Origin of the sequence: Rhodococcus sp. D-6, from assembly GCF_040256695.1 — a bacterium.
GTDB classification, from domain to species: domain Bacteria; phylum Actinomycetota; class Actinomycetes; order Mycobacteriales; family Mycobacteriaceae; genus Rhodococcus; species Rhodococcus pyridinivorans.
Genome location: NZ_CP132970.1, coordinates 4,798,360 through 4,821,074, shown reverse-complemented (window position 1 = coordinate 4,821,074; position 22,715 = coordinate 4,798,360). Strand labels below are relative to the sequence as shown.

The following is a 22,715-nucleotide window of genomic DNA, read 5'->3' as shown; positions in this document are numbered from 1 at the left end:
GACGGGGAACACTTCCAAACACATATGCCGAGTATCGGTACGCACATTTGCATCCACAATGACGCGATTCGCAGATGCGATCTGCGAAACTGCACACATGAGCGTGCCCTCGGCCGATGACCTCCTCGTCCTGCTCGCCGTCGGGCGCAGTGGCAGGTTCACCAGCGCCGCCGACGACCTGGGCGTCAACCACACCACGATCTCCCGGCGGATCGCCGCGCTCGAGCGCAGCCTCGGCGGTCGCGTGCTCACGCGGTCGGCGGCGGGATGGGAACTGACCGACCGCGGTCGCGAGGCGCTCGAGGCCGCCGAACGCATCGAGGCCGCGGTCGGAAGTCTGCGGAACCCCCGGGGTGAGCGCCGCCTCGAGGGCGTCGTGCGTATCTCCGCCACCGACGGCTTCAGCGCCTACATCGCCGCCCCGGCCGGCGCGCTCGTGCGGCAACGCCATCCGGGTATCTCCGTCGAGATCGTCGCGACCACCCGTCGCGCCTCACAGCAGCGGTCCGGCATGGACATCGAGGTGGTCGTGGGACGCCCGCAGGTGCATCGGGCCGAAGCGCACCGTCTCGCCGACTACAACCTGGGCCTGTATGCCTCGCGCGATTATCTCGCCACGCACGGCTCCCCGTCGTCGGTCCGCGACCTGCGTGAGCACACCCTCGTGTACTTCATCGATTCGATGCTGCAGGTCGACGATCTCGACGTCGCGCGGCGCATCGCCCCCGACATGCAGGATTCGATCAGCTCGACGAACGTGTTCGTGCACGTCGAAGCGACCCGCGCCGCCGGAGGACTCGGTCTGCTGCCGTGCTTCATGGCCGATCGGCACCCCGATCTCGTCCGGGTCCTGCCCGGCGAGGTCGAGGCGCGTCTGGCCTACTGGCTCGTCGCACGCTCGGAGACGCTGCGGCAGCCGGAGGTCGCGGCCGCGGTCGCGGCGATCCGGGAGGTCGTGCACGCCCAGCGAGCGGTACTCCTGGGGGTCGCTCGATAGAGTGCACGGGTGTCACTTTCGGACGAGGACGAAGCAGGAGCGGGTCGCTTCGCACCGAGTCCCTCCGGCGACCTGCACTTGGGCAATCTGCGCACCGCCGTCCTGGCGTGGTTGTTCGCGCGGTCGACCAACCGTCGGTTCCTGGTCCGCGTCGAGGATCTCGACCGGGTGCGTCCCGGCGCGGAGCAACGCCAGCTCGCGGATCTCGCGGCGATCGGTCTCGACTGGGACGGCCGGGTGGTCCACCAGTCCCGCCGCCGGCGCCTGTACGACGAGGCGATCGCGCGGCTCGAGCAGGCCGGTCTGACCTACGAGTGCTACTGCACCCGACGCGAGATCCTCGAGGCCACCTCCGCACCCCACGCCCCTGCGGGCGCCTATCCGGGCACCTGCCGCAACCTCACCGACGAGCAGCGGGCCGAGCGCCGGGCCTCCGGCCGCGCCCCCGCGATCCGGTTGCGGGCGACCGAGGAGTGGTTCACCGTCCACGACCTGCTGCACGGAGATTTCACGGGCATCGTCGACGATCTCGTGTTGCGCCGCAACGACGGAACCCCCGCGTACAACCTCGCAGTGGTGGTGGACGACGCCGACCAGGGCATCGATCAGGTGGTACGCGGAGACGACCTGCTCACTTCCGCGCCCCGGCAGGCCTGTCTCGCACACCTTCTCGGACTGTCGGAACCCGTTTACGCGCACGTGCCGCTCGCGCTCGGCAAGGAGGGTAAGCGACTGGCCAAACGGGACGGCGCGGTGACACTGGCCGATCAGCTCGCGCTCGGTCACACGGCCGCCGACGTGCTGGGCACGATCGCCGTGTCGCTGCGACTCGCCGACCCCGGCGAGCCCGTGTCGCCGGAACTGTTGCTGGACCGCTGGAATCCCGTGAGACTCCCCCGCGATCCGTGGGTGTTCACCCCGTCGGAGGAAGGCATCCGATAGGACACGATGCGGACATAGCGGATGCGGACCCGAGGTGATGTCCGTACTCTCTCGGAAGTGTCCGATCCCGGAGACGAGAGGCAGCCATGACCACCGGTGGTTACGACCCGAATCAGGATCCGAAGAACCCGGGTGGTTATCCGCCACCCGGAAGCTATCCGCCGCCCTCGGGCGGTGGCACTCCCCCGCCGGGTGGGAACTATCCGCCGCCCGGCAACTACCCCCCTCCGGGGAACTACCCCCCGCCCTCGGGTGGCAACTACCCGCCGCCGGGTGGGTCCTACCCGCCGCCGGGGAACTATCCGCCTCCCCCGTCGGGTGGTGACTACCCGCCCCCTCCGGGTGCGTACGGCGCCGGGAGCTTCGGTGGTCCGCCTCCGAATCAGCTGAATGTCGGCGACGCGATCTCCTACGGCTGGTCGAAGTTCAGCGGTAACGCCGGCGTGTGGATCGTCTTCATGCTCGCCGCGTTCGTCATCCAGGGCCTGATCAGCGGCATCTTCAACGGGTTCGACTTCACCGGTGAGGCGACGGACTTCACCTTCCTGAGCGCCATCGGCAGCATCGTCTCGGCGATCGTCGGATACCTGATCCAGGCCGCCTTCGTGCGCGGTGCGCTGGCCGAAACCGACGGGCAGCGCCCCGCTTTCGGGACGTTCCTCCAGATCGGCCCGATCGGTGCGGTCATCCTCGCAGGTCTGCTCGTGGGCATCGGCACGTCGATCGGTCTCGTGCTGTGCATCCTCCCGGGCCTGGTGTTCGCGTTCTTCGCGTGGTGGACGATGCAGTTCGTCATCGATCGCAATCAGGATGCCGTCACCGCGATCAAGTCGAGCTTCAATGCCGTCAAATCGAATGCGGGAACGCTGGTGTTGCTCGCCCTCGCACTGCTCGGCATCAATCTCCTCGGTGCCCTGTTGTGCCTGATCGGCCTGCTGGTCACCGTGCCGGTGTCGATCATCGCCGTCACGTACGCCTACCGGGTCACCACGGGTGGTCCCGTAGCGGCCTGACACAACCCCGGCGGGACCCTCCCGTCGCATCCGTAGGCATATCTACCGACGCGCCACGGCACGCTGTACCGTGGCGCGTTGCCATGCCGATCGCGACAAGGGAGACATAAGTGACCACTGGTGGCTATCCACCCCCTCAGCAGGATCCTCGGGCGACGGGCGGTCATCCCGGCGCCCCCTCGTACGGCGCCACCCCGCCCGATTACACCCAGCAGTTCCCGCAGTACGGCGCGCCCCAGAACGGTGGCCCCCAGTACGGCGCTCCTCAGTACGGAACCCCGCAGAACGGAACGCCCCAATTCGGTGCGCCCCAGTTCGGCGCTCCTCAGTACGGTGCACCCCCGTACGGGGCGCCGCAGGACGGTGGGTTCGGCGGCCCGGGATTCCCCGGCCCGGATCCGAATTTCGGTGCCGGCACCCCGGGGGAACTGCTCCCGCGTCTCGGCGCCCGCATCATCGACGGCCTCATCGTTGGTATCCCCATGGGGATCCTGAGCGCGATCATGATCCTCGCGAGCGGTGGAAGCGGTTTCGTGGACTTCTTCATGACGGTCGTCAGCGGTGTCGTCGCCTTCGGCTACTGGACGTACATGGAGTCCGCTCGGGGCGCGACGATCGGCAAGAAGCTCCTCGGCTTGTCGGTCGCCGGCCCTGCCGGTGGTAACCCCACCCTCGAGCAGGCCGCCAAGCGCAACGCCTTCGTCGCGCTGCAGATCCTCACCGGCGTCCCGCTGCTGGGCTTCCTCACCGGTCTGCTTTCGCTCGCCGCATACATCGGTATCGCGGTCACCATCGAGCAGGACGGCAACAAGCAGGGTTTCCACGACAAGTTCGCCGGCGGCACCCGGGTACGTAAGTCCTGATCTCCCGTGCGCTCCGGGTCCCGTCCTCGTCAGGACGGGACCCGTTCGTCGCATATGGGGTGTTCGGAGGGGGTGCTCTCGTGAACTTTGATGGAGGTACGACGACGGCAGGGGTTGATCTCCTGGTACGCACATCGGTTCCTGCCATTCGTAACGTACGTATCGTGATACGTACGTTACGAATGATGTTACGATCCCTGGATACGGTACGTCATCGGGTCGGGAGGGCGGGGTCATGGCTGAGGAAGCCAGAGGGGGACGGCGCCGCGAATACGCCACCGACGCCGACCGGGTACGGGCCTGGCGGCAGCGCCAGAAAGACAAGGCCCGCGCCCAGCAACAACAGGATGCGCTGCCGACCGATCCGACCTCGGCGATCGGCACCCTCACCGACGCGGTACCACTGCTGCGCCGCGAAGCCCAGGCGATGCTCGAGACGCTGACGACGATCGCGTCGTCGATCACCACCGCGACCGATCTGCTCGCCGATCCGGCGGCGATCGATGCACAGCTGCGGCGCGTGCAGGCCGAGGCCGACAAGGTCCGGGCCGACGCCGCAGCCGAGATCGCGGCACTACGGGACGAACTCGACACCGCGCGCACCGAACGCGCCGACGCCGATGCCGCCGCCACTGCCGCGGACGCCGAGGCCACCGAGGCCCTCGCCCAGCTCACCGCAGCCCGGGCCGACCACGCCGCGGCACAGGACCGCTGGCAGCAGCAGCTCGATCAGGCCGCCTCGACCCACCGAGAGCAGATCGCCGGCCTCGAGCACCGGATCGAGCTGCTCACCGGGCAACTCGACGAGCACCGCGAGCGGCTGACCCGAGCGATCGCCGAGAAAGACGCCGCGGCGGCCACCGCAGCCGACCACACCCGGCGGCTCGAAGCCGAACTCACCGCCGCCCGCACCGCGGCGGCAGCCGAACGCGACCGCGCCGAGACCGCCCGCGCCGACGCCGCCGCCGCACACGCGCAAGCCGAAGCCGCCCGCGAACGTGTCGCCGAACTGCGCGCCGAACTCCAGGACCTGCGCACGCCCCCGGCCGGCCCGTGAACCCCCAGCCGGGGTCCCTGTCCTGCCGGCTGCCAGAGCTGCGGACCTCGAGGTTCGAAGGGGTCGACCTGTCATACTGGATTCGGCCATCCCCGCCGTACCCCTTGCGGCGGGGATGCTTTCTGCACTCAGGCACTCACTCATCGCCGACCAGGGCCGCGACGTCGTAGACACCCCCTGGGGTTTCGTCTGCCCACCTGAACCCGGGGCCCTGCGGGATCGCATCCGTCCAAAGTCGATGCGTGGTCGAATCGTCTCGGGTGGCGTGCATGATGAGAGGCCACCGACACGCACCGAGGGGAACGATGTTCACCGCACTACGCGGCCGATTCCGCACACGATCGACCACAGCCCACGCGCCGACCACCGCATCGCACCGGAGCGGCACACCCGCGCAGACGACGGCCGACGCGGCAGCGCACACCCACGCCCAGACTCGGATCGAGACCTTGGACAGCTACCTCGGCTCGCTCACCGAACAGGACCGCGCCGAGTACATCGCCGCAGCGAAAGACCTCCAGGATGCGATGAACGAGACCGGCACCGAGGATTTCCGCGCCTGCTCCCGAGGTGGACGGCGACCGGGTGACGACCGTGTCCCGGACGGAATCCGCTCACTTCAGCAGCTACGGGCACTTGCTCGCACGATCCGCACCTCGAGCCGGCCGGACCCGACGGAAATCCTCCACTGCGACGAACGCAGGCACGTCCGCTGCGACTCCACGCACCGATCCGGGAAGCAACGACGACACCGACCCGGACCCGGCGAGGCAGCAGAAGCCATGAACCGCGCCGGCGGCGAAGCCGCGGCCACCGTGTTGGTGATCGCCGGTCGCAGCATCGCCATCGACACCGCGGTCGCCAAGGCCCACGGCTATCCGGCAGTGACCGTGGCCCGCTACGACCTGCCCGGACCCGGAGCACTTAAGGAGATCACCGCCGACGAGATCGCCCGTTACTCATAAATTGAGATCCCGGATCAGCCACGCCCCCAACGCGACTGGTTCATCCGCAGCGCCGTCGACGGTGAGGATCTCGGAGCGCCCACGGCTCGGACGGGGTCCCGCTCGCGGCACCGCAAGAGCCTCCCAACCCGTCGGCTGGTCGAAGTCGGTCGAACGTCTGATCGCATCGCGGCGAGTAGGAGGCGATGTCAGTCCCAAGATGTGGACTCTGCCCGGGGCCACACCCGATTTTTCATCGCGTCGATGGCATCGGCGATCTCCGCCTCCCTGGTGGTCCACTGGTCGTCGCAATAGAGCTCTGCCAGCCGCGCGCACAACAGGGTAGTGGCGTGCGTGAGCAGGTCCAAGGCAACACACGCTTGGGCGACGGTGGTGGGCTCGTCGTGGGGGTAGTCGATCCGGTCTGGCGAGGCGTGCACATCGACCGCAGAGGCAGGAAGCCGACCGGTTTCGGTGTCGGTCACTGCGCGAACGGATCGGATCAGCTCGTCCACGACCGAGCGTCCACTCCCTTCCCGCGAGTCCTTCATCGGGTACTCAACTGGTGGTGCGGGTGGGTGTGTGTCCACGCCGAGGATCTGCGCGATGTGGTCGCTCAGCATGTTCTCGGCGCGTAGTGAGTCGACGGCCAAGATGCTGCCGGCATCGACGAGTGGGGAGGTCACCAGCCGGGTCAGGGTGCGCAGGTCGGCCGCGGCGGCGGCCAGTACCGCCCACGTCGATCTGTGGTGGCAGCGAGTCATCAAGGAGGAAGCGTCGGACACAGTGGCGCAGACCTGGCCGAACAGGGCGGTGCTGCAGGTGACCTCCAGGTCGGGTTCGGGCAGCAGCGGCGCAGGGTGGCCGGTCAATCGGGTGCGTGCTTCACTGCGCAGTGCCTTGAGCGGAGCATCCAAGGATGCCTGCACGGCGGCAACGGTGGCAGCGACGATGCGGGCGGTGCGGTCGATACGGCGGTCGGCGGTGGGCTGGCGGGGAAGCTGCGCGACGAATGCGTCGAGCAACGTCCCCACCGGACGGTGCGAGACGCTCATGCGGCGTCTCCGAATTCTCCCGTGGCGATGCATCGTTCGTAGGTGGCGCGGCCGAGTCGATGGGTCCAGGTGCGCATGTCCGGCAGGAAGATTCCGCCGCGTTGTCCCCAGCATGCGGACTCGAAGCGGACGTCGGCGGCGATCACTCGTCGTACCGCGGGCAGCAAGTCCCGGTCACCGGTGAACGCAACGATCGCATCGGCATGTCCGGAGCGGGCCGCATCGTCCATGGCGAACGCCAGGGTGGTGTCGACTTCCTTCTGCCGGAATCCGCCGTCGGGCAGGTACTGCAGAGGCCGCAGGTGAACGGTTACCTCGCCGCTGGTTTCGACCTGGTGTTTCCAGGTGAGCATCCGATGATGGTCGAGCGGTCGACGAGCCGGGTCGTGGAGGCCGTCGAAGACGTGCACGGTGCCGAGCTCACTGGGCCGGCGTCGCAGCGCCAGGATCTCTCGGGCGGTGGTGAGGGGGTCCGGGGTGCGAGATCCCACGCGCCAACCGAAGGCTGTGCGCGCCGAGCGGATGACGTACCCCATGTCGAGGAAGACATCGACACGGTCCGGGACATCGGGAGCGGATCCGCTCGGCCGATCCTGAAGGGCGGGGGTGGGCACCAGGCGCAGCTGGGGACGGGTGTTGAGGGCATGACGGGACGACGGGGAAATGTTCATGATGGTAGTCCTCGATCCGAATGGTGTTGCGGAACTTGGTGGTTGCGGCGCCGGCAATCACGACGCTAGCGCACCCCGCCCCGGTTCGCCAGAAAGCGAAAGCGGCTGGGAAGCAACATATCTAAAGCGATTTTCGTTTTTGGCAACTGTTTTTGTGTTAGGAGCAGAATTGCACGTCAAGTTGTAATTCTTATGGTGCTTTTCGTGCTAGAAAGCTCCATATAAAAAGAAAATTCGGCGACCAGCAGCGACGCTCTCCGCCGAGTCGGCTGTAGCGCCGCGACAGCAGGGGTCGACCCGCGGCGTATGACGGCTCACCGACCCCGTCGAAAGCGATAACCCTCCCGCTGAATGTGATGTTGGTCACATTCGATGGTTGGGGGTCAGTTCGACGTCTAACGCGTTGGCTACGCGAAGCCGAGACCCCAGGATTTCCAGCCGGCATCCGCCTTCGACGGACACGTCGACCCCATCGGTCTGGGGTCTGCAGGCTCTCGAAGTGGAATAGGGCCTCTACCCGTGCCGCCGAAGCCAGAACGTGTCGTGAATGTGCGCCCCATTGAGATCGGGGTCCGGCCCGAGGTCAGCTCATATCCGGATCAATGCCTGTTCATCGGGCGGGTGTGGTCCCAGCGATGTCGTTGGGGAGTTGACTGGCCATGCCCGCATGGTGAGAAGCCCTTCGCCGTCTCGTACGCCAGTTCTCGGGTGGGCACGGACGCGACTCTGTCGGTGGTGATGAGCGTGCCATTGAAGATGACGTGGGTGTCGCCCCGGGCAGAATGCGCGCAACGTCTCGGCACATCGGCCGCATGCGCGGCGAGCACGGCGATGTCCTCGTAGGAGTGGTGGCGGTTGTTCGAAACCCCGGACAGCACCGCCCTGGCAAAGATCAACGCCACCGCCAAGGCCATGGTGGCGTTCTACGTCAAGAACAGCAGCGACTTTCCCCGCGAGGTCCGCGAACTCGACTACGAAGAACGCATCCGCCGCTCCTATCCGATCCACCCGGAGCTGTTCGACCGCCTCTACCAAGACTGGTCCACCCTCGAACGCTTCCAGCGCACCCGCGGTGTCCTGCGGCTGATGAACGTCATCGTCGGTCAGCTCTGGCGCGAGAACGACACCGCCCCGCTGATCATGCCCGGATCGATCCCGCTACGCGCCGACAAGGTCGTCACCGAACTGACCCAGTACCTCGACGACCAGTGGAAGGCTCTGATCGACACCGACGTCGACGGACCGAACTCCGCTCCCGCCCAGGTCGACAACACCAACCAGCTGCTCGGCCAACGCCTGACCACCCAACGCCTGGCCCGCACCGTGTTCATGGGCGCGACCCCGACCTTGACCTCCGCGCACAAGGGCTTGGACAAGCAGCGGATCTTCCTCGGCACCGCCCTGCCCGGGGATGTGCCGGGCAACTTCCATTCGGCGCTGAACCATCTGGCGAATACTGCTACCTACTTCTACAACTCGGGGTCACTGTACTGGTACGACACCCAAGCCAATACCACCCGCACCGCCCGCGACCACGCCGAACGCCTTCACAAGGAGGACGTCTGGGCCGAAGTCGTGCGCCGACTGCAAGAGCACCGCAAGACCGCCTCGGACGGATTTGCCGGCGTGCATGTCGCACCCGACTCGTCGGCGGACGTACCGGACGTACCGGAGGTGCGGTTGGTGATCGTGCCGCCCGCGCATCTACACAACCGCAAAGCTAAGGCCGACTCCCCGGCAGCGATCTGGGCGAAAGACGTCACCGAACACCGCGGCAGCGCTGCCCGCACCCACCGCAACATGGTCGCTTTCCTTGCCGCCGACGACGCCCGCTGGGCCGAACTCGCCAGCGCGGTCCGGGACTTTCTGGCCTGGTCCTACATCCGCGACAACGCCGACAAGGACCTGAATTTGACTGCCGCGCAACGCCAGCAGGCCGTCGACCGGGTCGCCACCCACGATCAGGCCGTCGCCGACCGGTTGCTGCAGACCTATCACTGGGTGCTCGCTCCCACCCAGCGTGAGGCCACCAAGCCCCTCGAGATCGAAGCGTTCAAGGCCGACGGCACCACCACCGATCTGGCTGCCCGCGCCGCCGCCAAGCTGCGCAACGAATCGCTGCTGACCCTGCAGCGCAGCGCCGGCCTGATTCGACACGACCTGTCCGGCACCCTCAAGGCCGCCTGGGACCGCGAAGGCCACATCAGCTTCGGTCAATTGTGGAACTACTACACCACCTACCCGTACCTGGCGAGGCTGCGCGATCGCACCGTCCTCGAGGACGGAGTGCAGTCGGTACCTCGCGAGATGTTCTGGCAGCAGACCGGATTTGCCCTGGCCGTGGACTGGGACGGACAGAACTATCTCGGACTGGTCCTGCCGTCCGATCAAGTCAGCGTGCCGCAGATTACCGATGCGTTGCTGTTGGTCCAGCCTGAGCGAGCCGAAGCGCAACGCGAACGCGAACTCGCCGAATACGAGGCAACCCAGGGCGAAGGCGCCTCTCAGCACGAAAGCGACTCCCCCGCGGGCGACGACGACACCTCTCCTGCCCCCGATGGGACGGTTCAGAGCACCACGGCCACACGCACGGATAGCCGCAGTGAAACTGGAGGTACCACTCCGGTGGCGAAAACCCGATTCTTCGGGTCCACCGCCTTGCACCCGGACTTCTACGCCCGCGACTTCAACAAGATCACCAACGAGATCATCCAACACCTCGCCGCCGCAGACGGTGTTCACCTCGAAGTCCGGGTCGAGATCACCGCCACCACGCCGAACGGATTCGAGGAGAACAAAATCCGCACGGTCAGCGAGAACGCCACCGTCCTCAAATTCGACCAGGCTGGATTCAAAACTGACTGATCAATCGTCTACGGCGATGCTGTCGAGGTAGCGCTGAACTAGTACAGGAGTAGTACTGGAACGGTACAAAAGTGGTACAGTACGTGGTGCCCGAGACAGTAGTCGAGGGAAGCGGTTCGTGTAGGAGGTCTCCGGAGCGTAAGTACCCCTCGGGGCAGCTCCACCAGGTGGTTTCCAGCCTTGCGTGCCCATCCCACGTAACGAAGGCCCTCTCCATCCGGGGAGGGCCTTCGCGTATCTCAGAGGGTGATGACCTCGATGCGATGCTCGATCTTGCGGCGGATGGACCCACCCCGGCCCCATGCCCACGCATGAACATCGGGAAGCCACAGCAACGGATTGTTCGGACGATCGTGAAGGTACTCGAACGGGGCCTGCGGACCTACCGCCTGCCGGATCACCCGATTGTCTTCTCGATCTTGATCGCACGACTCGATGACCACACGACTTGCCGACAGCTCCACCAAATCGTGAGCCGCCGCAGTGAGCGTGAGGTCCCGCGCCTCACGTTCGGACAGCTTGCGTGACTTGACCACATACAGGCGACTGTCGGCATTCAGCTTCGCGACCTCGGTCACGATCTTGGGTGCTGTCTTTCTGTCCACGGACTTCATGTGGATTCGACTGCTCCCTTTGGGGCACAGCTCTCTCATCCGTTTGCGCATCTCGTCGACGCCGGACGGTACGACGGTCACGGCGCAGAGGAGGTAGTCGTCGCGCTTGGACTCGTCAACGAAGACATGCACGGCCCGCCCCCACATCCTCGGCAGGTGCGGTCACGTCAGGCTCCTTCTGTGGAGGAACCGCACACGATGTCGCGGATGACCGCGAGTTTTTCCTGAGCGTCGGACGAGCCCACGGAACGCAGCATCGCATCCCCACGTTCACTGGGAGTCAGGACGGCGCTCACCACATCGGCGATGGGGGTGCCGAGCAGGTAGAGGCGGACTTCGTCGTCCTGATTGGGTGGCAACTCGGCAGGAAGGTGCCCGATCCCGTGGGAGGCCAGGGCCCGGCTGATGGCGGACCGGACGTGGATCCCCAGCCGTCCCGCGTCCTGGATCCGCTTCAGCGTTTCCATCGTCGTGGTGTAGACGCCGGCGTCCACGACCGCCGCTCGCAACTCGCTATAACTGTCCATGTTTTAGACCTAATGATTAAACAACAATCTCAACTAATCCTATGATAGCGGAAGCTGGCGGGGTGGCACTGGTGTGCTGTCTGACGATCCCTAACCAGCACGCTTTTAGAGCGAACCGAGGTCATGTCGCAAGGCAGACCGATTGTGGTCTTCGCATGCATTACTTGTATTGCTTGCCTGAATCTCCCGGCCGATCCTGCCCGTAGCTGCCGATTACAGCCCCTCCAACAGTCCCATCAAGTCCTCGAGGAGCGCGTCGGCGCGGGCTTCGATCTCGTCGAAGACGTCGGTGAGGCTTTCGAGGGTCTCGTGGTCACGGCGGCGAGCCTGGGCGCCGCGATCGTAGTAGTCGGGGTCGAGGACGATATCGGGCTCGATCCAGGAGTCGGTGTGGTCCTGTGGAGTAACAGACAGCGCCTTGCGCGCCGGGGACTGGCCGGACAGATGCGCCCGTACCAATGCCGATACCGATTGTGGGGTCATCGATTGCGCGTGCGGGAGGTGTCCCCAGCGGTCGATCGGACACAGCAACGGTTGCCGGGCCTGCTCGGCATCGAGCGGATCCGCGATGATGTCGACGGGGTCGGTAAGGTGGTGGCGCAGCAGGTGCGTGCCGGGGTGCTGGTCGAGGAAAGTCTGGATCTCCGCCCACCGCCGATAGATCGCGGCAGCCGGGTTGCCCCCGGTCTCGGGATCCTGTGCGAGACGGAAGCGTTCGCCGGCCCGGGTCGTGGCCACCAGAGTGTTGCCGTCGAGGCGGATGTCGCGGCGGCGCAGCCGGGTGAGGTCGGTGAAGCTCATGCCGGTGGCGGAGAGGACCAGGAGCAGGGCGTCGCGGCGGCCGAACAGTCCGCTCGGCCACCCTTCGGTGGGCAGCTCGGCCGCCCGCTGCACCAGAAGGCGACCGATCCGGTCGAGACGCGAAGTGCGGGTGGTGTCGAGGTGGCGGCGCACCGTCTCGGTCCGCCCCGGCGGCGGGTAGCCGTGGCGGGTGTGGACGGCGTTGATCGCCGACAGGCGGCGCCGCTGCGTCGCGACCGCGGCGGGGTGCTCGTGCAGGAACAGCGCGAGGGTCTCCGGGGTGGCGGGGATGGGCCGGTGGTCGGCGGCGGCGCACCAGTCGGCGAACAGCGCCCAGTCGTGCCGGTAGCGGGCCGGGATGCGCAGGCCGAGGTCGGCATCGTGAACCTCGTTGCGGCGGATGCCTTCTCGTGCGGTGCTGGTCATCGCGGCCACAACCCGAGATTCGTGACAGCGTTCCCGATGAGCGGGGCGTGTTCGCGGGCGTAGGCCTCCAACATGGCGGGGGTGCTGTGCCCGGTCTGGCGCATGATCGCGTGCGCACTGGCGCCGTTGCGGAAGGCCTGGGTGACGAACCCGGCCCGTAGCGAATGCCCACCGAGCTGCTGGACGATCTCCGGGTCGTAGCCGGCCCGGGTGGCGCGGCGACGGATGGCCTTGTGCACCGCCGCCCCCGACAGGGCGGTGTCCGAGAGATTGCCGTTCTTCCGGATCGATCGCAGCCACGGTGATGCCGGCACCATGCGCGGCCGCACACCGCGACACACATGTGCCTCGAACGGCTCGGCGGTGCGGAGCAGGCGGATGACGGCGGGGCGGCCACCGGCGTCGAAGGCGGCAACCACCTGCGCCCACCGCAGCCACGCACAGGGCGGACAACTCACATTCGAGTGGGTGAACGGCAGCGCCCGGACACTCCCCCGCCCTTCCTGATCCGTCTTGGTCTTACGTAGACGGACGTGTAAGCCGTCGAGCCGATGCAGGGACACGTCGCTACAGGTGAGCGCGACGAGTTCACTGCGGCGGAACGCCCCCGCGAAGCCGAGCAGCAGGATCGCACTGTCGCGGCGTTCGAGGACCTCGTCGGCCCAGCCGGTGCTGTCCGCTCGCATCTTGTCGACGATGGTGAGGATGTCGGCGGTGAACAGCGGCGCTCGCGGACTGCGGGGCCGCTCCCCTGCCGCGGAGTAGTCGCGGCGGATCCCGGACAGGGTCGCGGTGACCAGCTCATCCGTCCCGGGGGCGGGATGGCCGGCGCGGCGATGGTGGAAGCCGATCCCGGCGACCCAGCGGGCCAGCGTGGCCGGGGAGTAGGCCCGCTCCCCGCCTCCGTCACCGTCGCGGCGGCATCGAGGAGGTAGGCGGCGACGGTGAGCGGATGCGCCGGCAACGCCGCATGCCCTTCCTGCCGGCACCAAGCGGTGAAGCGGGCCCAATCGGCGGCGTAGTTGCGCCGCGTCGACTCGGACCGTGACCGCGAGACGGTCCCTGCCACCTTCGTGAGGGCCTCGGCTGACAGGGCCGGGACGGACGGCACGGCAGGGTCCCCGGAAGTCGGTACAGGCGGCGAAGAGTCGTCCGGGCGAAAGCCGACACGGGTCCGTGCTCGACGGCAATGAGCGGCGTATGTGTCGGCTCGAACGGCGCCCGCCCTGACGCCTCTGGTGAATCCTCAGGGTGGGCTTTTCTCGCCGTAACTCATCGGCCCATCGGTGAGTAACGCCATGACAGGAAGATCTCAGAGGCACCGGTGTTCGGGGTGGTGACGTGGACCGAGCCGCCGAAAGCCCGCGTAGTCTTCCGTTCGTAAGTCGCCGGCATCCTGCGCGAACAACCAGAAGTGAGCTTGACATCTGTGTTCGCCCGTCCGATTCAGTGCGGTTCGGTGAAGAATTTGTCGCCGCGGTCGTCGTCGGTCCCGCGGAGGTCGGGAGGAGGTAGTAAGGTATCGGCGAAGCGGTACGAACAGCCGATGTCGTCGACCGATGCGATGCCCCAGTTGTCGCGGAACCACGCCACGCAGGTCGTGGCGATCAGGTCCAGATCGCGGCTGAAGAAATAGCCGTCGGTGCAGTCGTCGAAGTGGTTGTCGAAATACCAGCGATCGAGCACGACGCCGGCGGTCGAGTAGTCGGCGAGCAGCAGGTGTCCGAGCTCGACGGTCGAGCGGCGCAACAACATCACGTCGTTGTCGAGTACCTGGATCTGCGCGCACACCACCTGCTCGTCCTCACCCCCGTCGCTGTAGTCGCGTGGTCCGAGGTCGAGAACGAAACCCACCGGCTTGTCCGTCATTGACTCGACCAGCCAGCCGGCCATTTCGGACCAGTGCTCCTCGAGGTGCTGCGGTTCCGGCCCGACGGACCAGGTGTGGCCACAGTGCCGGCACCGGTAATCCGGCAGCGCACCGTCGTCGCCAGGGGTGCATCCGGCTGCGATCGTGCCCGGAGGCGGCGGCGTGGGCGGCATCCCCCACATCAACCGAAGCGCCTGATGACGGCTGCATTCCGGACACGGTGGGCGCTGGACGAACAGGATGTCCATCACGGTCGGCCCGTACGGCTCGTGCAGCTGCGCATGGCACCGAGCGCAGACCCGCACCGCCAGACCCGGCCGCGGGAACATTCCCATATCTGCGGCATCCTCGTCGTTGCAGAGGTGCACCTCGAGAACACTCGGTGACTCGTGCCCTGAGACTGCGGCAGAAGGGCCGGTATCGCAGCACAGACACTGCGCGGCTCCGACGATGTCCACACCCGCGTCATCGTGCTGGAGGCGGGTAGCGGCGCAGCCGGTGGTGTCACGAAGCTGCCACGGCGTCGGTTCGCTGCGTTCGGCATCGTAAGCAGCCATCCACCGTTGTGCATAGTCCGGATCGAGGGTGGCCGGTGCGGTCGGCATCGGCTCGCCCATGCGCTGTTCGATGGCGGGCACCGAGATGCCGTCCGTCTCGGCACCGGCGCTGTCTTCGGTGTCGCATCCGCGGTCGGCCGAACTCGATGTCAGAGTCTCGATGTTGAGGATCATCGGCTCGCGAGCGGGCACAACGATGATGACCGTGTCGCCGGACTCGTACTGCGCCGGCATCTCCCAGAGCGGATGGGCAGCGTCAGCGATGTGATCGAGTGCGAAGTACGAATCGAGAGCATCTCGGCGAGGCGACAACCGGCACAGGTGGACCCGGGGTGCTCGTGTGTGCGCGTCCATACCGACGAGCATGTCACCAGTGGGCGACAGCATCACCCGAGCGAGAGAAGCGTACGAGCATGCCGGAGTGGACAATCTGGACCCTTATCGGTCTCCAAGCACTCGGGAATGCAACGGCGCGAGAGCTCCATGCGCTGATCGAATACCCAGGGGTACGGATGCAGGCCTGTCCGCCCCGGTGCTCCTACATCATGCGTAAGTGCGGATACTCTCGCTGCGCTGCGCCGATGTGGGCTGCTGCCGGTCAACGCTGGGCACTGCCGAGTGCGGATGGTTGGAACGAGAAGTGACCGGCAAGATAGGGCATCTACTGGAGGGAGATGAGAGTGCAGTAGCCGCGCCCCTGTCCTACACCTCGGGGAAGGACGGGCCGTAGGTCAGCACAACGCGTAGCGACCGGGCCAGGCTTTCCCAGTGGTCGTAGTTCTTCGGGCGCTTTTCGAGAATCAGGACCGGTTTCACCCTGGCTGTGCTGGCCAGTCGATGGGTATAGTCCAGGACTTGCCCCAACCCGAGACGAATCTGCTGGTCCTGCTTGACGCCGCCCAGGCTCTTGACTTCTCCCACGTAGAGCGTCTTTTCCTTGGTCCAGCCGATGTCGAAGGCCGGTGCGCCTGGAGCCGGACGCAGGGCGAGAATGCCGTGGCTCGTCAGATGCTCTTGGAGCTTTTTCACCGTGTCTTGGTGGGCGACGGTACCGGCGTCGAGTTTGTCGAGGTCCTCCTTCAAGATCGTCGCAGGGTGGGTGGACCCGCGATGAACCACCAGCGGACCACCGAACACGCCGTTACCGGGTGCAGGCAGGACGACAGTGGTCCCCTTCGATGAGCCGAGACGTCGGCAGGGTGCCGGCTTCCTCTTGAGCAGGTTGGCGAATCCGGCGGAGTCGACCACATGCACGTGCGGGTGACGCAGAGCCCGGGCTTCTTGGACTGCGAGCAGCTTTCGGCTGTAGACCTGATCTGGGTCGGCCACGACATTCGCGTTCAGCTCGCCGTATACGAGCAGAGTCAGCGAGTGGGAGAAGTCCTGCACGACGGCGTCCGCACCGCGGCCGAGTGCCAAAGTTCTGCACTCTTTTTTGGTGTGGTGGATCCCGTTGATCCTCACCCTTCCGGTGAAGGTCACATGGTGCCCCCGCAGGGATCTGACCCAGCCGTCACAGTCATGTATCGACATCGTTCTCCTCATGGTCACATGTCCACTCCACGATGCACGATACGGCCGTTCCAGACCGACACAGAAGCGAATCAGGCTGCAGAACAGCGTGTTTCAGCGACTTGTGGTGGTCTTCCATCTCGATCTGATGCCGGTGTCGTCGACCGATCCGTTGACCACCGCAGGGATGTGCTTCCAACGCCGCCGACCATGCGCCCTCTACTTCGGACCCGACCGATGCCAGCGACTACGCGGAGTCCCTTCCCGACAGAACCACACCGGCGCATTCGACACCACCATCAACGGCCATGGGGCCCGATGGCTCCATCTGCCAGGGGCCAGCCGGATGGGACCCGGCGACTGCCTTACGGGAACGGTTGATTGCTCTCGCCCAGGACTCACCCAACCAATTCCGCGAAGGCGCACCAATCCCTAGGGGTTCAACACACCGGATCATCGGTGTCGTTGCTGCGGGTAGCGTTCAGCGACGCGAGTTGCGCGGTGCCGGTATACGGTGCCGACGATCCCAGATCCGATTCACCCTCGGAATACAGGTGAACGTTGATGTAGCCGGGATCGTTCGTCCGTCGTGATACCGCATCCCGGGCATGGTCTGCGAGACGTTCCGAGTGGTAGTCGATGCTCAGGCAACTGTGGGGTCCGGTCGCGTTCGTGCCCACCACTCGGCTGTCCTCGACCGCATCCTCGGGCAGCAGTTGCCGGGCGGCATCCAGGGCCACATCCTCAGTCACCGCTGTAGCGAACACCAGATCAGCGCTCCACAACTCGTGCCCGGCCCGGCCACCTCCATCGGAATAGTCCTCGAGGCACAGCACGGTATCGGCGTCAAACTGGAAGGCGTATCCCTGACCGAAGGTGAACTCCCCCAGCCGAGAGGTGCATTTGGACAGCGGCAACGCTTCGAAGCGTCCCTGGTACCAAGGCAGGGTCGAGGCGATACCGCGCATCCCGTTCTCGTCGACCGGCCCCGAGGACAGGGCTCGTTCGACAGGTGCGGGCTCTGCGGAGGCGCTCACCTGGGGGCAGAAGGCGGTGCGCAGATAGCTGTACAGTCTCGACGCCGACGTTGGCGGCGCTCCCTGGTCGACGTCGGCGTCGATCACCTGTTCCCAGCTGCGGTATCCGCTGGCCACCTCCGCGCAGGTCTGTGCCATTACCACCGCGAAATCCTGCCGCTGGGCGAATGTGGTGGCTCGGCCGTCGAGTCCGTAGCCGGCGCCGTCGGCGCGGGCACCGAGTTCACACACCAGCGCATCGCTCACCCCCGCTGCCGCCAGTCGGGTCTCGACACTGCCGTCCGACGCCTCGACGGGCAGCCCCTCGTCATCGCCACACGGCTGTCTCTTCTGCGGCGTGGTTTCCGAGGTCATCGTCGCGCCGGCCGAGGTTGAGGTCTCAGGCAGAGACCGGGAACCGGTCTCGTCACTCGGACCACAGGACACGAGCACCGTCGTCAGTACGCCGCACGCGACCAGTGAAGCCGAATCCTTCGTAATCACGGGTGTCCTCCGAGTTGTTGCGCTATCGAAAATTTCACCGAGTGAATCCTCCGGAAGACGTGACAATGACGTGTCCGGTCGCGTAGACAACACACGACGCCTTGTGCATACGTATTTACACGTATTCATCGTGGTCTTGGGCGGACGAAAGCCGATATTTTACGAGGTGGTCACCGTTTTCCTGATGGCCGGGCGGTGACGACGGGCGGCCACTGATGTAAGAAGATCTGCCACGGGGTCGGTTGTGTCACCGTGGCAGATCTTCTCAGGGGCAGTGGAGTTTTCGGGAAGAACCCTCCGATCTTCCCGGTGGACTCCGGTCAGACCACGGTGTCGATCAGGTCTGCGCTGCCGGTCGACAGGGTCTGCAGGACGACGTTGAAGTTCTCGATGAAAGCACTCAGGATCTCGGTCATCGTTTTCTCCTCGTGTCGATTCGGACCCGGCCCGATCCGGTCCGGGTCGCCCTGGCGTTTCCTGGGCTGGTTATCTATTACCCGCCGCAACAGATGCATAACCTTCCCCCCATAGAAAATGGGTGATCTGTTTCACATCAGTTTCGTAGAGAGCCAGAATTGACCGAGTCAGCATGCCTTTCTTTCTCAACCGGCGACGAAGAGCAGGACGCAACCTTCTGCATCTCCAAGGACGCTTACCCCTGCCAGGAGCGCTGCGGTTGTCCGAAGCTTTCGACAGCACGACCCCGGATAGGGACTGCTCATGGCTTCGGCAGGTGTGTTGGAGTCTGAGCCGAGGACTGTACCGGCCTAGGTTCGGATCATGCGGAGAGGACACCGAGTGCAGCATCGACAATACGGGCACGGACCGGCAGGAGATGAACACCTGCCTCGCTGGTGGCCGGCCGGGGCGATGGTCGTTGCCGCGCTGGCCTTTCTCGCCCACGATCGGTTGCTCGGCTGGCACGATCACTACGGGTTGTTCGGCAATGCTGTCGATACGGTGGTTTATCGCCATGGCGGGATGACGGTGCGGACCTCCGAGCCGCTGTACAACTTCGTGTTGTTCGATCTGCTGCCCTTCACCTACCCACCCTTCGCGGCACTGGTGTTCGTGCCGCTGTCGATGCTTACGGTTGCGGGCACGATGATCGCGGTGCACCTGACGAATTTCGTGCTGCTGTATCTGACGGTGTGGTTGAGCTGGCGTGCTCTCGGCTATCAGGACACCACGCGCCTGCGCATCGTCAGCGGCGCGCTGGCGGTGGCGTGTACCTGGCTCGAACCGGTCCGGATGACCATCTGGCTCGGGCAGATCAACCTGCTGCTACTGGTACTGGTGCTGTGGGATCTGTCCCGGCCCGAGGCCAGCCGGTTGCGGGGCATCGGGGTGGGTGTCGCCGCCGGACTGAAATTGACCCCGGCTTTTTTCATCGTCTACCTGGCGGTGGTGCGGCAGTGGCGCGCTGCGGTCGTCGCGGCCGGTACCTTCGCCGCCACCATCGTGGTCGGCTTCGTGGTGATCTTCACCGATGCCTGGACCTACTTCACCGACGCGATCATCCGGTCGGACCGGATCGGGTTGATCTCGTCCCCGGCGAATCAGTCGATCCGCGGGATCCTCGCGCGCACCCTGCACACCGACGAGCCGTCGATGTGGCTGTGGCTGATATGCGCTGCGGTGGTTGCGGCCGCCGGACTGAGTGCAGCGGCCCTGGCGCAGCGCCACGGTGAACAGTTGCTGGCGCTGACCCTGTGTGGTCTGACCGCGCCGATGGTCTCCCCGTTCTCGTGGGGACATCATTGGGTGTGGACGGTGCCGCTGCTGGTGCTGTGCCTGGACCGAGCGCGGCGCCGACGCCGCTGGTGGGGTTATCTTCTCCCCGTAGCTGCGGCGTTGCCGCTGGTGGCGTGGTACCGCTCCTATCCGGACGGAGTGGTGGCCATCGGCATCTTCATGACCCCCGCCGAACCGGTGCTGCGCACCGTCGCGCAGTGCGCCTATCCCCTCATCTTCGCTGTCGCGTTGACAGCCGTGCTTCTCGCCTACGGTCGGCGCACCCCACCGGCCGGCGCGGCGGTCTGTGACGCCGGCAGTACCGACAGGCCCGCCGCGCCGCGCAGCACACCCCCGATCCTCCCGTCATCCCCCGCACGCAGCAGTGGGCACCAGGACACCGACACCACCACGTCAGAAACCCGCCGCGACCGCGGGCACGACCCCGCCCCGCCCGTATCGTGACCGGCATGTCCGTCCTGCCTCGTCTGCTCGGCGCGATCGAACCTCGCACCGCCCGCTCGCTGCCTCAGGCGGCCACCTACGCGCTGTGGCCGCTGGCGGTGCTGATCGTGCTGCAACGACTCTGGTGGGCGCTGTCGGAGCCGTTCCCCTCCGGCCGGTTCCTGACCGTGTACGACGCCTCGTTCGCCTTTATCACCCCTCACCTCGCCGAGCACAGCGATCCGGCCGCACTCAGCCCCGGTGCCGCAATGCTCAGCGCGCCTCTGGCGGTGATGACACCCGAGACGGCCTGGTGGTGGTGGCAGGGCTGTTCCGTCGGAGCACTGCTCACAGCCTGGTGCCTGGCGCTGCGGGTGCTGCACCTTCCGATGCGCTCGCCGGCGACGCCGGTGCTGCTGGGTGGAATGTTCCTGTGCGGTCCGGTGACTTCCACCCTGCTCACCGCCGATCTCGGCGCGTTCGTCCTGCTCGCCCTCACCCTCTGGCTGCTTCTGGCGGTGCGCCACCGCGAGGTGGTCGCGGCGATCACGCTCGGGGCTGTCGTGGCGTTGATGCCGGTCTTCGCGGCGTTGCTGATCGTGCCGCTGCTGCAGCGCCGCTGGGTCCAACCCCTCCTCGCCGCCGCAGTCGCCACCGCACTCGCCGTGCCAGTGTGGATCCGCACCGGCGAGTTCGGGTTCTCCGCCCTCGATTCCACCCCCGGCTCATCCCGGTCGGTGTTCGCCGTGGCCGACTATCTGAATCTGCCCACCGCGGTGGCGATCCTGCTCGCCGCGACGATCGTCGCCGGCGCGGTCGCGGCCCTGGTGCTGCTGTATCTGCGGCGCGAGGAGCAACCGTTGACGGTGTTGACGGCAAATGGGATCGTCTTGCTCGCCAGTTGCCTGCTCACGCCGATCGCCACCGCGGCTTATTCCCTTACGTTGGTGCCGCTGGTCGCCAGCGTGGTACTGGCCGGTTCGGTGCTGCGTAGTTGGCCGGCTTGGCTGGCCGTCTATGCCTTCGGCACCGACGAGAACTGGTCCTCGGCCCACTTCTTCGCATTCGGCACCCACCTCGAGATGCTGCGCCCCACCCTCGGCTGGATGCTGCTGCTGGCCACCAGTCTCACCATGCTGGCGACCGGGCATCGCACTCCTGTCGGCCCGATCCCTGACCGGACGATGAAGACTTCCCCACTCGAGTGGGACTCCTCGGGAGGCGAACACGACTCCCCGACGACCGGATCCTCGTCGGCTCCGGGACCCGGCGCATATTGATCACCGTCGCAGCACCCGAGCCGAGATCGTTCAGCGCCCAACGATCCCCGCACGGGACTACGCTCCCTGGCCGTCATGGGCTACGTACAAGATCGTCTCGTTTGCGGAGCAGAGGGTGATCTGTCTACGTTCGGGGCACTGCCGAGCAACGATCTTGGAGGCATGATGCGCAGACGGTGGCGAACGATGGCACGCGGCAAGCTGCAGCGAGCGCTGGCCGAAGTCGTCGATGCCTCTGCCCAACGCTCCTGTGAACTCCAGGACAGACACCACGACCGGGTGCTCGCCGAATTGACCACCACGACCGCCCAACTCGCGGCAGTCCTCGAGGAGCTCAAACACACACGATCCGAGGTGAGCGATCTCAAGGACCGTCTCGCCGACTTCGAACAACGCCAACGCCGCGATCTGACCTACGCCATGGACCGCACCGCCACCGACACCGCCGCCGCGTTCGCCGTCGCGAACATGCCGACCGCCACCATCTGCGATCACCCCCATCAGACGCTGCGTTTCGCTCTCGAACAGGTGCGTATACCCGGCCTGGCCCTCGAGTTCGGAGTCGCGTCGGGCACCACCTTGTCAATCATCGCCGAGGCGCTGGGAGACGACCATCCGATCTTCGGATTCGACGTGTTCACCGGACTTCCGGAGACCTGGCGCAGCGGCTTTCCCGCCGGCGAGTTCGCCCAACAGCACCTACCCGAGGTGCCCGGCACCGAACTGGTATCCGGACTGTTCGGCGACACCCTGCCCGAATTCCTCGAGACGCATCCCGGCGACGTCGCCTTCGCGCACCTCGATGCCGACCTGTACTCGTCGACGACGACGGTATTCGATCTGCTCGGCGCTCGACTCGTGCCGGGCACCGTGCTTGTGTTCGACGAGTTCTTCAACTACCCGGGATGGCCCGAACACGAATTCCGGGCGTGGACGGAATATGTCGAACGCACCGGCATCAACTTCGAGTACCTGGCCTACACGCGCAACAACGAGCAGGTCGTGGTGCGGCTGCGATAGAGC

Annotated in this window: 18 protein-coding genes and 1 pseudogene; 10 read left to right on the top strand and 9 right to left on the bottom strand. The window is 66.0% G+C overall.

Going from position 1 to position 22,715, the window contains the following annotated elements; genetic code table 11:
- Positions 1–97: 97 nt before the first annotated feature.
- The 6 genes from RBB84_RS22670 (at position 98) to RBB84_RS22645 (ending at position 5,837) form a co-directional block, all read left to right on the top strand.
- A complete protein-coding gene (locus RBB84_RS22670; protein WP_006552513.1) occupies positions 98–997 on the top strand; it encodes a LysR family transcriptional regulator in 900 nt (299 codons plus the stop codon).
- Between the two features lie 9 nt (positions 998–1,006).
- Positions 1,007–1,939 (top strand): tRNA glutamyl-Q(34) synthetase GluQRS, encoded by a 933-nt coding sequence (gene gluQRS, locus RBB84_RS22665; protein WP_033097942.1) that lies wholly within the window; start codon positions 1,007–1,009, stop codon positions 1,937–1,939.
- Positions 1,940–2,025: 86 nt separating this feature from the next.
- Positions 2,026–2,952, top strand: coding sequence for a hypothetical protein (locus tag RBB84_RS22660; RefSeq protein ID WP_006552514.1), 927 nt, complete (start codon positions 2,026–2,028; stop codon positions 2,950–2,952).
- A 110-nt stretch (positions 2,953–3,062) separates the two neighbouring features.
- A complete protein-coding gene (locus RBB84_RS22655; protein WP_064256674.1) occupies positions 3,063–3,815 on the top strand; it encodes an RDD family protein in 753 nt (250 codons plus the stop codon).
- A 235-nt stretch (positions 3,816–4,050) separates the two neighbouring features.
- Positions 4,051–4,872: a hypothetical protein gene (locus RBB84_RS22650; RefSeq protein ID WP_350246893.1), complete on the top strand. Its 822-nt coding sequence runs from the start codon at positions 4,051–4,053 to the stop codon at positions 4,870–4,872.
- Between the two features lie 305 nt (positions 4,873–5,177).
- On the top strand, positions 5,178–5,837 hold the full coding sequence (locus RBB84_RS22645; RefSeq protein ID WP_350246891.1) for a hypothetical protein: 660 nt from the start codon (positions 5,178–5,180) through the stop codon (positions 5,835–5,837).
- Positions 5,838–6,025: 188 nt separating this feature from the next.
- Here the strand turns inward: RBB84_RS22645 and RBB84_RS22640 are convergent, their stop codons facing one another.
- Positions 6,026–6,871 (bottom strand): hypothetical protein, encoded by an 846-nt coding sequence (locus RBB84_RS22640; RefSeq protein ID WP_064257808.1) that lies wholly within the window; start codon positions 6,869–6,871, stop codon positions 6,026–6,028.
- Positions 6,868–7,542, bottom strand: a complete 675-nt coding sequence (locus RBB84_RS22635) for an NYN domain-containing protein (protein ID WP_064257809.1) — start codon at positions 7,540–7,542, stop codon at positions 6,868–6,870. The genes RBB84_RS22640 and RBB84_RS22635 overlap by 4 nt, the downstream gene beginning before the upstream one ends.
- A gap of 855 nt (positions 7,543–8,397) precedes the next feature.
- Here RBB84_RS22635 and RBB84_RS22630 point away from each other — a divergent pair.
- Complete coding sequence (locus tag RBB84_RS22630) at positions 8,398–10,407, top strand: DUF499 domain-containing protein (protein ID WP_350246889.1); 2,010 nt, start codon at positions 8,398–8,400, stop codon at positions 10,405–10,407.
- 239 nt (positions 10,408–10,646) lie between these two features.
- Here RBB84_RS22630 and RBB84_RS22625 read toward each other — a convergent pair whose 3' ends face one another.
- From RBB84_RS22625 to RBB84_RS22595, 7 genes and pseudogenes are all read right to left on the bottom strand, one after another.
- Positions 10,647–11,153 carry a hypothetical protein gene (locus RBB84_RS22625; protein WP_350246887.1) on the bottom strand — a complete coding sequence of 169 codons (507 nt, stop codon included), beginning with the start codon at positions 11,151–11,153 and terminating at the stop codon, positions 10,647–10,649.
- 35 nt (positions 11,154–11,188) lie between these two features.
- On the bottom strand, positions 11,189–11,548 hold the full coding sequence (locus tag RBB84_RS22620) for a hypothetical protein (RefSeq protein ID WP_039584627.1): 360 nt from the start codon (positions 11,546–11,548) through the stop codon (positions 11,189–11,191).
- Between the two features lie 213 nt (positions 11,549–11,761).
- Positions 11,762–12,775, bottom strand: a complete 1,014-nt coding sequence (locus tag RBB84_RS22615) for a hypothetical protein (RefSeq protein WP_350246885.1) — start codon at positions 12,773–12,775, stop codon at positions 11,762–11,764.
- Positions 12,772–13,886 (bottom strand): annotated as a pseudogene (locus RBB84_RS22610) (tyrosine-type recombinase/integrase). Before RBB84_RS22610 ends, RBB84_RS22615 begins: the two are co-directional and overlap by 4 nt.
- Positions 13,887–14,221: 335 nt before the next feature.
- Positions 14,222–15,556, bottom strand: coding sequence for a hypothetical protein (locus RBB84_RS22605; protein WP_331712479.1), 1,335 nt, complete (start codon positions 15,554–15,556; stop codon positions 14,222–14,224).
- A gap of 348 nt (positions 15,557–15,904) precedes the next feature.
- On the bottom strand, positions 15,905–16,684 hold the full coding sequence (locus RBB84_RS22600; RefSeq protein WP_156666234.1) for a hypothetical protein: 780 nt from the start codon (positions 16,682–16,684) through the stop codon (positions 15,905–15,907).
- A gap of 470 nt (positions 16,685–17,154) precedes the next feature.
- Positions 17,155–18,105 carry a hypothetical protein gene (locus tag RBB84_RS22595; RefSeq protein WP_156666235.1) on the bottom strand — a complete coding sequence of 317 codons (951 nt, stop codon included), beginning with the start codon at positions 18,103–18,105 and terminating at the stop codon, positions 17,155–17,157.
- A gap of 927 nt (positions 18,106–19,032) precedes the next feature.
- Here RBB84_RS22595 and RBB84_RS22590 point away from each other — a divergent pair.
- From RBB84_RS22590 to RBB84_RS22580, 3 genes are all read left to right on the top strand, one after another.
- On the top strand, positions 19,033–20,433 hold the full coding sequence (locus RBB84_RS22590; protein ID WP_231912115.1) for a glycosyltransferase 87 family protein: 1,401 nt from the start codon (positions 19,033–19,035) through the stop codon (positions 20,431–20,433).
- A gap of 5 nt (positions 20,434–20,438) precedes the next feature.
- Positions 20,439–21,692: a glycosyltransferase family 87 protein gene (locus RBB84_RS22585; RefSeq protein ID WP_156666236.1), complete on the top strand. Its 1,254-nt coding sequence runs from the start codon at positions 20,439–20,441 to the stop codon at positions 21,690–21,692.
- A gap of 165 nt (positions 21,693–21,857) precedes the next feature.
- Positions 21,858–22,712 (top strand): class I SAM-dependent methyltransferase, encoded by an 855-nt coding sequence (locus RBB84_RS22580; protein WP_033098618.1) that lies wholly within the window; start codon positions 21,858–21,860, stop codon positions 22,710–22,712.
- Positions 22,713–22,715 lie beyond the last annotated feature (3 nt).